The 14,488-nt window shown below is 37.9% G+C and carries 15 protein-coding genes; 14 read left to right on the top strand and 1 reads right to left on the bottom strand.

Going from position 1 to position 14,488, the window contains the following annotated elements:
* Positions 1-327 precede the first annotated feature (327 nt).
* The 9 genes from CKJ95_RS12570 (at position 328) to CKJ95_RS12530 (ending at position 9,447) form a co-directional block, all read left to right on the top strand.
* A complete protein-coding gene (locus tag CKJ95_RS12570; RefSeq protein ID WP_099353768.1) occupies positions 328-1,893 on the top strand; it encodes an FAD-dependent oxidoreductase in 1,566 nt (521 codons plus the stop codon).
* Positions 1,894-2,306: 413 nt separating this feature from the next.
* Complete coding sequence (locus tag CKJ95_RS12565; RefSeq protein ID WP_099353767.1) at positions 2,307-3,944, top strand: S8 family peptidase; 1,638 nt, start codon at positions 2,307-2,309, stop codon at positions 3,942-3,944.
* Positions 3,945-4,096: 152 nt separating this feature from the next.
* The gene (locus CKJ95_RS12560) at positions 4,097-4,696 is read left to right on the top strand and encodes a biotin transporter BioY (RefSeq protein ID WP_099353766.1); all 600 of its coding nucleotides are present in this window, start codon (positions 4,097-4,099) and stop codon (positions 4,694-4,696) included.
* Positions 4,697-4,717: 21 nt separating this feature from the next.
* Positions 4,718-5,731, top strand: coding sequence for a biotin synthase BioB (gene bioB / locus CKJ95_RS12555; RefSeq protein ID WP_099353765.1), 1,014 nt, complete (start codon positions 4,718-4,720; stop codon positions 5,729-5,731).
* A 345-nt stretch (positions 5,732-6,076) separates the two neighbouring features.
* Positions 6,077-7,720, top strand: a complete 1,644-nt coding sequence (locus CKJ95_RS12550; RefSeq protein WP_099353764.1) for a PhoX family protein — start codon at positions 6,077-6,079, stop codon at positions 7,718-7,720.
* Between the two features lie 77 nt (positions 7,721-7,797).
* Positions 7,798-7,986: a hypothetical protein gene (locus CKJ95_RS12545; RefSeq protein WP_099353763.1), complete on the top strand. Its 189-nt coding sequence runs from the start codon at positions 7,798-7,800 to the stop codon at positions 7,984-7,986.
* Positions 7,987-8,002: 16 nt separating this feature from the next.
* Positions 8,003-8,212 (top strand): twin-arginine translocase TatA/TatE family subunit, encoded by a 210-nt coding sequence (locus CKJ95_RS12540; RefSeq protein ID WP_099353762.1) that lies wholly within the window; start codon positions 8,003-8,005, stop codon positions 8,210-8,212.
* Positions 8,213-8,273: 61 nt separating this feature from the next.
* Positions 8,274-8,999, top strand: coding sequence for a twin-arginine translocase subunit TatC (gene tatC, locus CKJ95_RS12535; RefSeq protein ID WP_099353761.1), 726 nt, complete (start codon positions 8,274-8,276; stop codon positions 8,997-8,999).
* A 247-nt stretch (positions 9,000-9,246) separates the two neighbouring features.
* On the top strand, positions 9,247-9,447 hold the full coding sequence (locus tag CKJ95_RS12530; protein ID WP_099353760.1) for a cold-shock protein: 201 nt from the start codon (positions 9,247-9,249) through the stop codon (positions 9,445-9,447).
* Positions 9,448-9,545: 98 nt separating this feature from the next.
* On the opposite strand, the gene CKJ95_RS12525 is transcribed toward CKJ95_RS12530, so the two are convergent.
* Entirely contained in the window at positions 9,546-9,830 is a 285-nt protein-coding gene (locus tag CKJ95_RS12525; protein WP_099353759.1) for a hypothetical protein, read from the bottom strand.
* Positions 9,831-9,918: 88 nt separating this feature from the next.
* On the opposite strand from CKJ95_RS12525, the gene CKJ95_RS12520 reads away from it, so the two are divergent.
* From CKJ95_RS12520 to CKJ95_RS23380, 5 genes are all read left to right on the top strand, one after another.
* The gene (locus CKJ95_RS12520) at positions 9,919-10,617 is read left to right on the top strand and encodes a polysaccharide deacetylase family protein (RefSeq protein WP_099353758.1); all 699 of its coding nucleotides are present in this window, start codon (positions 9,919-9,921) and stop codon (positions 10,615-10,617) included.
* A 145-nt stretch (positions 10,618-10,762) separates the two neighbouring features.
* Positions 10,763-11,779: a LacI family DNA-binding transcriptional regulator gene (locus tag CKJ95_RS12515; protein ID WP_180271498.1), complete on the top strand. Its 1,017-nt coding sequence runs from the start codon at positions 10,763-10,765 to the stop codon at positions 11,777-11,779.
* A 554-nt stretch (positions 11,780-12,333) separates the two neighbouring features.
* Positions 12,334-13,104 carry an MBL fold metallo-hydrolase gene (locus CKJ95_RS12510; RefSeq protein WP_099353756.1) on the top strand — a complete coding sequence of 257 codons (771 nt, stop codon included), beginning with the start codon at positions 12,334-12,336 and terminating at the stop codon, positions 13,102-13,104.
* Positions 13,105-13,310: 206 nt separating this feature from the next.
* Complete coding sequence (locus CKJ95_RS12505; protein ID WP_099353755.1) at positions 13,311-14,150, top strand: SDR family NAD(P)-dependent oxidoreductase; 840 nt, start codon at positions 13,311-13,313, stop codon at positions 14,148-14,150.
* A 137-nt stretch (positions 14,151-14,287) separates the two neighbouring features.
* The coding region (locus tag CKJ95_RS23380; RefSeq protein ID WP_306475362.1) for a BtpA/SgcQ family protein at positions 14,288-14,488 on the top strand (201 nt) is incomplete at its 3' end.

Here is a 14,488-nt window from a genome sequence, read left to right as displayed (position 1 = left end):
GAAAACTCCGCGGAAGAAATCGGCGAATCCCCTTCATAAGCGAAATGAAGTGGAAAACTCCACGGAAGCAATCAACGAATCCCTTTCATAAGCGATATGAAGGGGAAAACCCTTCGGAAAAGATAGGCGAATCCCCTTCATCAGCAGTATGAAGAGGAAAACCTCACAGAAAAAATCCCAAAATCCCCTTCATCATCAACTAAGCAATTTCAGCACTGTCCCAATTATATTAATCCCCACCCCAATTTCATCACGAACCATGCATGATACCCAAAATACTGGAAAACCTAAACCCAAACTTACTTATTTAGGAAATGAGGGTTTATTGTGGCAAATGAGAAAAAGCTTCCCGAAGCACCCGAGCCTTTATGGAGAGCCGATGTTGACATTCCAGAGTTTCCTCCACTTGAGGAAGACCTTGAGGTAGATGTTGTGATTGTAGGTGGGGGGATTGCAGGTATAACCTCCGCGTATGTCTTAGTGAACGAGGGATTGAAAGTCGCCTTATTAGAGGCGGATCATCTACTCAATGGTACTTCCGGACACACGACTGCAAAAGTTACAGCACAGCATGACCTCATCTATGATGAGTTCATTACAAATTTCGGAAAGAGCACAGCGAGGCTTTATTATGAAGCAAACACAGATGCATTAAATTTTGTCAAAAAAACAGTAGAAGAGCACCAAATTGAATGTGATTTTAAGGAACAGGATGCCTACCTTTACTCCACAACGGATGAGTATGCACAAAAGATTGAGAACGAAGCCCAAGCCTATGAAAAAATTGGAATTGATGGTGGTCTCGTAGACACTATTCCTTTTGACATTGAGATAAAAAACGCAATTGTGATGAAAAATCAGGCACAATTCCATCCAGTCAAATATTTGGCGCACCTTGTCAAAATCATTAAAGAAAAAGGTGGACTCATTTTTGAACACACGGTTGCGGTCGATGTTGAAACAGGGCAAAAATCTACCGTACTTACTCGCAATAATAAACGAGTATCCGGTGGTTTTGTCCTTGCGTGTTCTCATTTCCCATTTTACGAAGGGACAGGGCTTTATTCGGCAAGAATGAAAGCATCGCGTTCATACGCTGTTGCAGTTAAAGCACAGGAGAATTACCCGGGTGGCATGTATTTAAGTGTCGATAAGCCAACCCGTTCGATTCGATCTGTTTCAACGAATGGAGAAGAGTACATTATCCTTGGAGGCGGAAGCCATCAAACGGGTGAAAGAACGGACACAAAGGAAGATTACAATTCCTTACGTATTTTTAGTGAACAGGTTTTTGAATTAGAGGATATTAAATACCACTGGTCAGCACAAGATCTTGAGACACTGGATAAAATTCCATATATCGGGGAGTTAACAAACAGTGAACCAAACATTCTGGTCGCAACTGGTTTCCGTAAGTGGGGTATGACAAACAGTACAGTAGCTGCGTTATTAATTAGGGATATTATATTGAAACGTAATAATCCTTATCGTGATCTGTATTCCCCTGCTCGATTCTATGCACATCCAAGTTTGAAAAATTTCTTCAAGATCAATGCAGATGTTGTAAAGCATTTAGTACAAGGAAAAATGGAAATCCCTCAAAAAAATGTGGATGACATTCAGAATGGGGAAGGTGCCGTAATCTCCATAGATGGACATCGAAAAGGGGCTTACAAAGACGAAAATGGAAAACTATACATCGTCGATACAACCTGTACCCATGTTGGCTGTGAATGTCATTGGAATAATAGTGAAAAATCCTGGGATTGCCCATGTCACGGATCACGTTTCTCTTATACGGGTGAAGTTTTAGAAGGGCCGGCAGAAAAGCCACTACAGCAATACGATTACACAATGCTAGATAACTTAACATCAGAGGATTCTGGTTATTAAAAAATCAGGTGCTTCCTTCGGGAGGTACCTGATTTTTTCTATTACCGCACCAAAGCGGTGAATATATGTGAAAGACTATAATACTAGTAAAATTAGATATTTTGGAAATTATTTTGTAGTAGTAAATAACTGAATATTACAAAAGATATTGACGGTCACAACTGGAAAATTGTAGTGTAATGGAGGCAGAGGACATTTCAATTTTTACAAACGTCAAACGCAATTTACATCTTCTCAACAATTCCTCATCAACCGATTTCACAGAATACATAATCTTGACAGTCAAAAGTGATAAGGTCCGTTAGTCGACTTTTTTTACTTTTTTTCTGTATATACACGATACATAGAAGGGAGTGTGCCACTGACTTATATCATACGAGTTGTTTTTCAAAACTAAAAATGGAGGTATGTAAATGAAGAAATTAGTCAGTTTTGCGATTGTGCTTTTACTCGTTTTAACGATGTTTGCAGGTGTAACTTTTGCCGAACAGCCAGACAATGCGGGGAAAGGGAACCAAGACTTTGTTGAAGGCGAACTAATTGTTTCAGTGGAACCGAAACAAAAAGGCAATTCGGATTCCACAATCCAGAGCGCAGATAGTCTGACGGGCCAGGATGATGCGTTGAAAGCAAAAGGATTCTCAATCATAGACACTCTCCATGTAGAAGATACTTCAGTCAAACCACTCCTAAATAAAAGTTTTAACAAAAAAGTAGTCGAGAAAATGGGCTTAGTCTACTTAGTCAAATACTCTCCGGACCAGTTCAAATCTAGTAATATGGCAATAAAAGAATTACGTAAAGAGTTAATGGGTCTTGGTTTCAAAGTTAGATATATTTCCGAAAACTATAAGATGATGGCGATTGAAGGGACAGCGACCATCCAAGCTGTTCATCAAAATCAAAAATGGCATTACGACATGATTAAGGCTCCGCAAGCATGGACAGTTACGAATGGTTCAAGTGCTGTAAAAATTGCGGTGTTGGATACTGGAATCGACCATAACCATCCTAGTCTAGCCAATTTTGTGAACACGAGTTTAGGAAGAACTTTCGTCGGCGGAACAACGATGGATGTTCAAGGCCATGGAACTCACGTTGCTGGTACGATTGCAAGCTATGGATCAGTATCTGGTGTCATGCAAAATGCGACCCTTATCCCAGTGAAGGTATTAGGTGATGATGGGTCAGGTTCCTTATATGGAATTACACAGGGAATTTTATATGCGGCGAATATTGATGCAGACGTCATCAATATGTCTCTTGGTGGCGGAGGCTATAATCAAAGCATGGATGAGGCGGTACAAACTGCAACTTCACAAGGAACGATTGTTGTAGCAGCTTCTGGTAATGACGGGGCATCGAGTATTTCGTATCCAGCAGCTTATAGCAGTGTAATCGCGGTAGGGTCGGTAACATCGAACCGAACACGCTCAAGCTTTTCAAACTATGGATCAGGTTTAGAGCTTATGGCACCAGGCTCGAATATTTACAGCACCTATCCAAATAGTCGCTATACATCCTTATCAGGTACATCAATGGCGACTCCACATGTGGCTGGGGTAGCGGGATTAATTAGAGCGGCAAATCCGAATATTTCAGTCTCACAAGCAAGGCAAATCTTACGTGATACAGCACAAGAGGCAGGTAGCTCCACGCAATACGGGTATGGAATTGTTGATGCACATGCAGCGGTTGTAGCGGCTTCTGGAGGCGGTGGAACTACACCTCCACCACCATCATCAACTGAAACAGTTACAACGGTATCCACAAACTACAGCTACTATTATCGTGGAGAAACCGTCTATGTCACAAGTACAGTAAAAGATTCAAATGGAGCTGCGCTTACAAATGCATCCGTGAATTTTAAAATCACACGACCAAATGGAACAACGGTAACATCAACTGCAACAACAAATTCATCTGGTGTTGCAACCTGGTCAATTGGCACAAACTATTACACAGCAACTGGAACATACAAATTAGATGCAACTGCTTCAAAGAGTGGTTATTCAAGCAGTACCGGTTCTACAACGTTTAGAGTTTACTAATTAATTGCCTTAGCTAGTCTATTTTTAAGGAGTCTCACCTTTAGAGACTCCTATTTTTATTGTTTATATGTTAACTAAAAATAAAAATAGGTTGACAAATAAACCATTTTCTCATTATTTTAATTATATAGATAAAAGAAGGAGGCAAAGGAATGAAAAGGAAGTTATCAACGATTGATATTAGTCTAGTAGGAATGTTTGTGGCGTTAATGGCAATCGGGGCCAACATTACATCGATTGCGCCCTTTATGGTCGTTGGTGGGGTACCGATCACATTGCAAACCTTTTTCGCCATCTTGGCGGGTGCGATTTTAGGTAGTCGTCTTGGTGCGATTAGCATGTGTGTGTATGCATTTGTAGGCTTAGTAGGGGTTCCTGTGTTTGCTAAGTTTGGCGGAGGATTTACTCATTTATTGAGTCCGACTTTTGGTTTTATTGTTTCATTTATTTTTACGGCATATATAACAGGAATCATGATCGAAAAGAAAAAGGCGCTTCATACATATATCATTGCTTCACTCATTGGGATGTCCATTAATTATCTTTTCGGAACGAACTGGATGTATTTTTCTTATCAATTATGGGCGGCGGCCCCAGAAGGATTTACGTATTCGATGGCATGGTTGTGGATGATTGTCCCGTTACCAAAAGATATCGTCCTCGCGATTGGAGCAGGGTTATTTGCGCATCGCTTTGAACGGACACTTGTTAGTCGGGGTTATTTTGCGAACTTGAAAAAATCGGTTAATTAGAAAAAATGGAGGAGAAAACAGATGAGTAAATGGAAGCAATTAGCGTTAAAAGTGATCGATGGGTATGAATTAAGAAATGATGAGGCGTTAGATATCTTAAACTCTCCAGATGAAGAAATATTAGAGTTGCTTCATGGTGCTTACGTGATTCGTCATCATTATTATGGCAACAAGGTGAAGTTAAATATGATTATTAATACAAAATCTGGGCTATGTCCGGAAAATTGCGGGTATTGCTCACAATCTAGTATTTCAACTGCACCGATTGAAAAATATCGAATGATGGATAAGGAAGAAATTTTGAAAGGGGCTGAAAAAGCTCATCAAATGCAAGTTGGCACATATTGTATCGTAGCAAGTGGACGCGGACCAAGTAACAAGGAAGTGGACCACGTTGTATCTGCTGTAAAGGAAATCAAAGAAAAGTATGATTTGAAAATTTGTGCTTGCCTAGGTATCTTAAAATCGGATCAAGCAAAGAAACTAAAAGACGCGGGTGTTGATCGGTATAATCACAACATTAATACATCTGAAAATCACCATGAATGTATCACAACCTCACATACCTATCAAGATCGGGTGAATACCGTGGAAACCGTTAAAGAGCAGGGAATCTCACCTTGTTCCGGAGTAATCGTGGGAATGAGAGAATCAAAGCAAGATGTTGTCGATGTGGCAAAAAGCTTACGCGTCTTAGATGCCGATTCCATACCGGTCAATTTCTTGCATGCGATTGATGGAACACCTTTAGAGGGGACAAACGAACTGAACCCACGATATTGCCTGAAGGTACTTTGCCTCATGCGCTTTATCAATCCAACAAAGGAAATACGAATTTCAGGAGGAAGAGAAGTAAATCTTCGAAGCCTTCAACCACTTGGCCTCTATGCAGCAAACTCAATCTTTGTAGGAGATTATCTCACAACTGTTGGCCAAGAAGGCTCGGCTGACCATAAAATGCTAAAAGACCTCGGCTTCGAAATCGATTGGGAAGGTACACTGTCCCAAAATAAAGAAAAAATGAAAATTGATTAAGGCGAATTAGGTACTTCCTTTTGAGAAGTACCTTTTTTAGAGTTTGTGATGTAGGAATGACTCAATAATGTGTCGTGAGTGTAAATTTTATTGAGAGTCGTTTTACTTTTACTATGAAAATAAACCTAGTTCCCTCGAATCAACTACAAACAGCACCCCGAAATCCCATCTCTATTTTTTCATAAATCCCAATTATTTTACATTTAATTCCAAAAATAAGAGCCATAATTCCTGTTTTCCGCCATTTACAAAAAACACGATGCACATTAATACTATCTTAAAAATGTACAAGCATAATTGCGTTGTAAATAACTTTTAGAAACAAAATAAAAGGAGCGATTAGTGATGGATCGACGTAAATTTTTAACGTATATGGGTAGTGGAACGGCAGCAGTGGTAGCAGCAACATCAGGACTGGGAATGCTAGCTCCTAAGGCAAATGCAGCAACAGCTAATCATTTAATGGATGGAAAACCGAATGGGAAGGGGAAACCACTTACGGTCCCTTTTAAAGAAATTGATCGTTCATGGGAAAATGAATTACTCCTACCAAAGGGATATAACTATAATATTATCGTTTCTTATGGCGATGTGATTAATTCGAAAGGAGAAAAATTTGGTGACGCAGCTGACCTTACCGTTTATTTTCCGATGGACGCTTTAAAAGGCGGAACAAATTCGGAAGAAGGTTTAATATGGGTTAACCATGAGTTCCCTGAACCAGATAATTATATGAATATATTAGGAATTAATCCGGATACATACAAAAAAGAAAACCTTGCACAATATCCAGCCTTTCTAAAGATGCAGAAAGAATCTGTTGGTGGTTCTGTTATCCATGTGAAGAAGGAAAAAGGAAAATGGGTATTAGTCCAAGATGATACATATAATCGACGTGTGGATGGGACAACTCCTATTCAATTGACTGGACCTGCAGCTGGAAGCTCTGCTGTAAAAGGAGCAAAAGTAGTGGAAGGTTCACTTGGAAACTGTAGTGGTGGACGCACACTTTGGAATACAGCTCTTTCTTGCGAGGAAAACACGGAATATGGTGATGATTATGGCTGGCCAAACTTTATCGATGAGCACTATGGCTGGGTAATGGAGGTTGATCCTTTTAACATTGATGCACCTGTTCGCAAACATACAGCTCTTGGACGCTTCGCACATGAAAATGCTGCAATGGGACAAACAAAAGATGGCAGAGTGGTTGTCTATATGGGTGACGATAGTCGCGGAGAAAGTTTCTATAAATTTGTGAGTAAAAAGAAATTCAATCCAACTAATCGAGAAGCAAACTTTAATATTTTGGAAGAGGGTACATTGTACGTAGCAGACCTTGGCAAACAAACATGGATTGCATTAGATTATGAAACAAATTCTAAACTACAAAACTATGAAAAAGATGGGAAAAAGTTTTTTACAAGTCAAGCGGATGTACTAACATATACGCGCGAAGCAGCTGCAGCTGTAGGGGCAACTAAGTTAGACCGTCCAGAAGATGTAGAAATTCATCCAATTGACGGAAGTGTATTCTTGGCACTAACAAATAACTCGAATCACGGAAATTTCCATGGCCAAATTTACCGTTTTGTCCCTGCGAATGGTGACCATGGTAGTGATAAGTTTACATTTGAAGTATTTATTGCTGGCGGTCAACAAAGCGGAATTACTTGTCCGGATAACCTTCACTTTGATAGTAAAGGAAATCTTTGGGTAGTCGAGGATTTTAGTGCTACCGAGGATAATGTGTATGCAGAATATAAAAACTGTGGTGTCTTTATGGTTCCGACGGATGGGAAAAATTATGGAGATCCATTCCAATTTGCATCAGGTCCAAAAGGATGTGAGGTAACGGGCCCTTGGTTAACTCCGGATGAGCGGACTTTATTCCTGGATGTGCAACATCCTGCTACATGGAACCCATATCCAGGCAAAACATTTGGTCGTTCATGCCTGGTAGCCGTTCAAGGCGGGGCATTTAAATAATCGATTACGTAAGGTAGAGGTGTAAGCGGGAAAGGATCGTTTACACCTTTCTGTAAAAGACGAGAGGAGTATTTTGCATGATTGTCGTGTGTAAACAGCATGTGAATCAAGGCTTAGAAAGGATATTTCTACCACATATCCAACCGATTCCAGACGAAATGAAAATCTCAGGAAGTTTCAAATGTCTAATCTGCGAACAGAAGGCGGATTATAAATTGTTCAATTTTGAAAACCATCGAAAATCATCGATTAAAAAAGCGATGTAAATAGGAGGAACTATTCATGCTACAAAATATAGGAATTCCAGGTCTTATTCTAATCCTCGTGATTGCGTTAGTTATTTTTGGCCCGAAAAAGCTACCCGAAATTGGACGTGCTTTTGGAACGACATTAAAGGAATTTAAAAAATCCACACGTGAATTAGTTGGAGAAGATGAAGAAAAACCAAAAGAAGAACTTCAAAGCTCTGAAAAGAAATCAACAGCCATTTAATGAAATCACTGTAGATGTAAGTAGCTTACTTGCATCTTTTTTTTAGAATAGAGGTGTGTTTATGGATAAGGTAGAAATGAATTTGGTTGATCATTTAACGGAGATGAGGAAACGTATTATTATTATCCTCGGAAGCTTCATGCTTTTATTAGTTCTTGCGTTTGTTTTTGTAAAGGATATTTATGATTGGATTATTCAAGATTCGTCGATTAAATTAGCGATTTTAGGGCCAAGTGACATTATATGGGTTTATTTAACACTATCAGGCATCGTTGCCATTGCTGGTACTATTCCAATTGCTGCTCATCAAATTTGGCTCTTCGTAAAACCAGCATTATCTTCAACTGAGAGGAAGGTTACATTGGCCTACATACCTTCTCTGTTTATTTTATTTATTGCAGGCATAAGTTTCGGCTATTTTGTTATTTTTCCAATCGTATTTGATTTCCTGCTTTCCTTATCAGGGGATTTGTTTATGAACTTTTTTACGGCTGAAAAATATTTTGGATTTATGGTTAATATTGTTCTTCCATTTGGATGTTTGTTTGAATTGCCAGTGATCATCATGTTCTTAACAAGCCTAGGAATCTTAAACCCGTACCGCTTACAAAAAATGAGAAGGTACTCATACTTTGGATTAATTGTCACAGCAGTATTAATAACACCCCCAGATTTTGTGTCTGATGTAATTGTGATCGTGCCATTACTGTTCTTGTATGAATGTAGTGTGCTACTTTCCAAGATCGTATACAGGAGAAAGCAAAAACAGGAATTAGCCTTAACATAGCGAAGGGTGATAAGGGCTTTTGTTGTACATTCGGAGGAGCTTATTTTACAGGCTTCTCTAATGAGTACAAAGACCTGTTAATAATTAATTTCTTAATATGATTTGCTATTTTCTTTTATATCTGTTATTCTAAGGAAGAATTATTTTTGTTCTTATTCAGATTAAAGATTCATTTTGTTTTTCGTCTAAGGTATTTGAACAAGGATAGTAACAAAATGTGTGGCAATCACACTAGGAGGCAATTTACATGGAACAAGGTAAAGTTAAATGGTTTAATTCAGAAAAAGGTTTTGGATTCATCGAGCGTGAAGGCGGAGAAGACGTATTCGTACATTTCTCAGCAATCCAAGGCGAAGGTTTCAAATCATTAGACGAAGGTCAAAGTGTAACTTTTGATGTAGAGCAAGGACAACGTGGTCCACAAGCTTCTAACGTTCGCAAAGCTTAATAAGTGATCTTAATAAGCTAAGGGATATACCGATTTCGGTATATCCCTTTTTTATGTTCTAGAAAACTGTCCCCGCGGTTCGCTTACAAACTCCTTGCTTAATCAATTCTCTTTAAAACCACAGTTTGCGCAGTTGCAGCTATACTTCCGGCGAGAACAGTAAGTTCATATTTGTCACCATCAATGAGCAGCTCCGAGACTTTATTACTCGTTATGTTTTTTATGATTGAAAGAGTCTCAACTTTTTTTCCTTCCTGTGTTAGGTACTCAACAACCGCATCATGAAACTTCTCGGGTTCTTTGTACCATTTGTACCAATCATCTAACTCAAATCGAATCACATTGCCTTTTTCCACAAATGATTTTACAAACTTTTTAAACATATAAAATCTCCTATTCCAAATTATGGTTTCTATTATCCTGTTAATTTTACTATAATTGAAGTTCAAATAAATGAAAAGGATGCAAAATATGAAAAGAAAATTAGTATTTAGTGGAATCGTTATTATCATTATTTTTCTTGCTTTATACGGCAGCTACAAGTTAATGAATTCAAGGTCATTCCAATTATTTGGCGGGCTAACTCAGCAAGTCGAAACAGATCAAAAAGTGGTTGCCTTAACATTTGATGATGGGCCGACTGAAAATGTGAACGAAATCCTACCGCTATTGGAAAAATATGATGTGAAGGCAACTTTCTTTTTAATCGGACAAGATATCGAGAAATATCCAGAGGAAGCAAAGAAAATAGCTGAAGCTGGGCATCAGCTTGGGAATCATACATATTCCCATAACCGCATGATTTTCAAATCCCCATCCTTTATTAAAGAGGAAATTGAGAAAACAGATGAACTAATCCTTAATGCAGGATATGAAGGAGAAATTGACTTTCGTCCTCCAAATAGTAAAAAGCTCGTTGGTTTACCTTATTATCTCTATAAGGAAAAGAAAGACACAATCACCATGAATATTGAACCGGACACTTTTTACACTGAAACCGAGGATAGGATCCAGTATGTCAAAGAACAAACAATCCCTGGTTCAATCATTTTGATGCATCCGATGTATGAGGATAGCGATAAAGTTTTAGCAGAAATTGAGGGAATCATCCAATCGCTTAAGGATGAGGGGTATAGGTTTGTGACGGTTAATGAGTTACAGGGTCTCTAATTCGTCTTGAAATAATTTAAATGCTGAAGAGAACCATTATTTACAATGGTTCTTTTTGCAATAAAAGGAAAACGACAAATTTTGTAGAATTATATTATAATATTAGTAAAAAATGAGGAAACGTTTCCATAAGGATGTGTTGGTGTTGGTAACAATAAAGGATGTCGCGAAAGAAGCTAGAGTTTCAATATCTACTGTTTCGAGAGTACTTAATAAGAGTGGTTATACAAGTGAAAAAACGAGACAAAAGGTTCTTAATGCAGTTAAGAAACTTAATTATCAAGGTAGTCTGGTAGCCGCAGCAATGATTAAGAAACAAACATTAACTCTTGGTTTAATCATACCTGACATAAAAAATATTTTTTATTCAGATTTGACTAGAGCAATAGAAGATCGAGCAAATAGTCATGGGTTTAACATTTTTTTATGTAATACTGATAACAATTTACAAAAAGAAGCAGAGTATATACACCTATTGATTGCTAAGGGAGTCGATGGGATTATTTTTTCATCCCCAGAAGTAGATGATGAAAATATTAAAGAATTGAAGCAAAGGTATCCTGAACTTCCTATTGTTATATTAGGGGGCAAATTTCCGAACTTAATTCTTAATGAAATAGTAGTTGATAATGTTGATGGAGCACTTAAAGCGATGAGACATCTTCTAGAATTAGGACATAAGGATATTGCATTTATAGGTGGGGATTTTGAATCTTATGCGTCAATTGAAAGGCACCAAGGGTACAAATTAGCATTGAATGAAAGTGGAGTTCCTATAAATGACGATTTTGTTATTTTTGACAAATTTTATATTGAAAGCGGGTACAAAAATGCATTGAAATTATTACAAAAAAATAATAGACCTACAGCAATATTTGCAGGAAGCGACAGTATTGCTGTTGGGATCTATAAAGCTGCAAGGAAACTTAATATTAATATTCCCGAACAATTATCAGTTGTTGGTTTTGATGATTCCCAATATGCAGAGATATTGTCTCCTATGCTGACAACCATTCGTACACCTATTAAAGAAATGGGTCAAAGGGCAATAGAAATCATTGTTAAAACAATTAAGGAAAAGCAAATAAATAAAGAAACGATTCTTTTTTATCCAACTCTTATTGTAAGGGAATCAACTATGGAAGTAGAGGTTAGTGAGTGATCGAGTGAAAAAACAAAACAACGACGATTCAGAATAATATTGATAGAATCGGAGATGATTTTATATTAATATAATTTTATAAATTTTCAAAAAAGTATTGAAAGTGGTCTGTTAAGTATGTATAATTTGATTTAAATAAGTGGAAACGTTTCCACCTATTTAAATCATTTTTTTGTTACCGAGATAAAATTTATAATATTTACCCAAATAAACAATTCAATGCATATGTGCAATTAACTATCTGCAGAAGAAACCTCACATGTATAGACACCTTCATGAATCTATAACAAACAGTATTTTATTTTTCCTCAATTATCCAAATCGTAAGCTTCAATAATGAATTGGTTGGAGGTGGGTTTTTATGGAAACGTTTCCAGAAATAGTCCTTTATGACTATTTACATATTCATTTACTGACATAGTTCAATCCTGAAATTTTAGTATTAATCTTTAATAAAAGATAACATTTATTTTTTCATGTAACATTTTTTGATTCAATCTCTTGCTAGTTTTTCAAGGTGTATAACTTTATTACTAAGGAGAAAGGGGATCGTAATGTTCGACTACAACATATTTATTCAAGGATTTCCCGGTAAGTCCTCAACCCATGGGGGGCTTGGGTGGAGTACAGTTACTTTGTTGTCTCACAATGACCAAAACATTATTATTGATGTCGGCAGTTTCGGTGTCAGGCCTCTAATATTAGATAAATTACGTGACAAAGGTTTAGCCCCGGGCGACATATCTATGGTTTTATTGACCCATACGCATTGGGATCATTGTGTAAATTGGACATTGTTTCCTAACGCAACCATTGTAGTGGGGCGAGTGGACATGAATTGGGCATTAAATGAACCACCTGGAGGATGGCATGTACCTGAATTGTATGTTAAGGAATTAAATTCTTCGACACAAATAAGGTTAGTCGACCATCTAGAAGAAATTGTTCCTGGAATTGTTGCGCATCAAACTAAAGGACATTCACCAGGTCATTTGGCATACAGCGTAAACAATGGTGATTATGATTTGATATTTAGTGGGGATGCCGCTAAAAATAGGGCTGAGCTTTTATCAAGGAATGTAGATATGACACTAAATCTCTCTGATAGCCAAAATTCAATTGATTATTTATGGAGTATGTGGAAAGAAAAGAAGAACAGCATTTTAGTACCTGGACACGATATACCTATGAAACTAGTTAATGGCGACCCTAATTATCTCCATAAAAGGGAAGCGGATTTACAATACTGGGTTTCCGAAACATTAGAAGATTATATAACTATAGAATTGGCTGAGGAAACAATGTTAGCTAATCATACAAAATAAGATTACCCTAACTTCTTAAAATTTAAGGGGGTGATTAAGTAAATAGAATGAAAGGGTTTACATATTGGTGGCTTGTAAATTAGTAGTTTAGCGTTTTATTTAAATTCATTAGAAATAGAGATGATTGTGTATCAAGTAAGTCGTTTGTCTGCAGAATTTTACCCAAACGGAATTAATAACTGAAATTAGATGGGGTGTGAAAACAATTGAGTGATAAACAAAAGCAACGTGTAATTGTGACTGGTGGCTCAAAGGGACTCGGCCGAGGAATCGCCCTAGCTTTCGCTGAGATAGGTGCATCGGTAGTTATTGCTGATATTGATGCTGATGCGGGTGAGCGATGTGTGCAGGAAATCAACGAATCTGGAGGCCGAGGTCTATTCGTATATACGGATGTAGCTTCAAGTGATGATGTAAAAAGACTCTTTGAGGAAGCTAACCATTTCCAAGGCGGTATAGATGTGCTTGTTAATAATGCAGGCATTGGTCACGGTCCACTCTCAGAAAGACACTTTCTAAAGACTGACTACGCTATGTGGGAAAATCTAATTAATATACACGTTAATGGTCTTTACCACTGTAGCCAAATGGCAGCAAAAGCCATGGTTCACCAAGGTGAGGGCGGGGTCATTATTAATATGAGTTCTGGTGGAGCTACACGCGCACATCGAAATCGTGTCGCTTACGACGCGACGAAAGGTGCAATAGAGGCGGCTACACGAGCAATGGCACTTGATTTAGCTCCATGGAAAATCCGTGTGAATGCCGTAATGCCAGGTGCTATCTGGGTTGAAAATCGAACAGCAGTTGGGGAAGAGTCCTCTCCTGACAATCTCATTCCGCTTGGTAGACTCGGAATGCCTAAAGACGTTGGTCAAGGTGTTCGCTTCTTAGCATCACCGGAAGCTTCTTACATCACAGGCCATGTCTTAGCTATTGATGGTGGACTTACTTCTCAGCTTCGGGCACCAAGTATGGATGCCAATGTTGCACTTTCTATCGATGAAGTTGAATTCGGTATGGCTTCAACCGGGATCAAAGAATAATTCCGTTGCCATCTGTTTATCTTTGGCAACTAGAAGATTCATAGAAATAAACAATAATTGGATTTCAATGAGTATGACCAGAAGTCAACCATGTTAAATGCATGATAAATATAAGAAAAAAATGAGGAGGAATTATTATGAAAACGTCATTTACAAATATTTTCGGTGTAGAAAAACCAGTCTTAGGTATGGTTCATTTAGGTCCACTACCCGGATCACCGCTGTATGAAGGAAATATCGATCAAGTATTAGAAGCTGCAATCCGCGATGCAAAAAGTCTTGAAAAGGGTGGAGCTAGTTCTGTTATGGTAGAAAACTTTAATGACTACCCATTTTAC

The organism is Fredinandcohnia onubensis (assembly GCF_002734285.1).
GTDB lineage: Bacteria > Bacillota > Bacilli > Bacillales > Bacillaceae_L > Ferdinandcohnia > Ferdinandcohnia onubensis_A.
This window is presented reverse-complemented; position numbering and strand designations above follow the sequence as displayed.

Bases quoted from the DNA above. Each gene is read 5' to 3' on its own strand.
- CKJ95_RS12550 (WP_099353764.1), top strand. From the start codon at position 6,077: ATGGATCGACGTAAATTTTTAACGTATATGGGTAGTGGAACGGCAGCA.
- CKJ95_RS12545 (WP_099353763.1), top strand. From the start codon at position 7,798: ATGATTGTCGTGTGTAAACAGCATGTGAATCAAGGCTTAGAAAGGATA.
- CKJ95_RS12565 (WP_099353767.1), top strand. From the start codon at position 2,307: ATGAAGAAATTAGTCAGTTTTGCGATTGTGCTTTTACTCGTTTTAACG.
- CKJ95_RS12540 (WP_099353762.1), top strand. From the start codon at position 8,003: ATGCTACAAAATATAGGAATTCCAGGTCTTATTCTAATCCTCGTGATT.
- CKJ95_RS12560 (WP_099353766.1), top strand. From the start codon at position 4,097: ATGAAAAGGAAGTTATCAACGATTGATATTAGTCTAGTAGGAATGTTT.
- CKJ95_RS12520 (WP_099353758.1), top strand. From the start codon at position 9,919: ATGAAAAGAAAATTAGTATTTAGTGGAATCGTTATTATCATTATTTTT.
- tatC (WP_099353761.1), top strand. From the start codon at position 8,274: ATGGATAAGGTAGAAATGAATTTGGTTGATCATTTAACGGAGATGAGG.
- CKJ95_RS12530 (WP_099353760.1), top strand. From the start codon at position 9,247: ATGGAACAAGGTAAAGTTAAATGGTTTAATTCAGAAAAAGGTTTTGGA.
- CKJ95_RS12525 (WP_099353759.1), bottom strand. From the start codon at position 9,830: ATGTTTAAAAAGTTTGTAAAATCATTTGTGGAAAAAGGCAATGTGATT.
- CKJ95_RS12510 (WP_099353756.1), top strand. From the start codon at position 12,334: ATGTTCGACTACAACATATTTATTCAAGGATTTCCCGGTAAGTCCTCA.
- bioB (WP_099353765.1), top strand. From the start codon at position 4,718: ATGAGTAAATGGAAGCAATTAGCGTTAAAAGTGATCGATGGGTATGAA.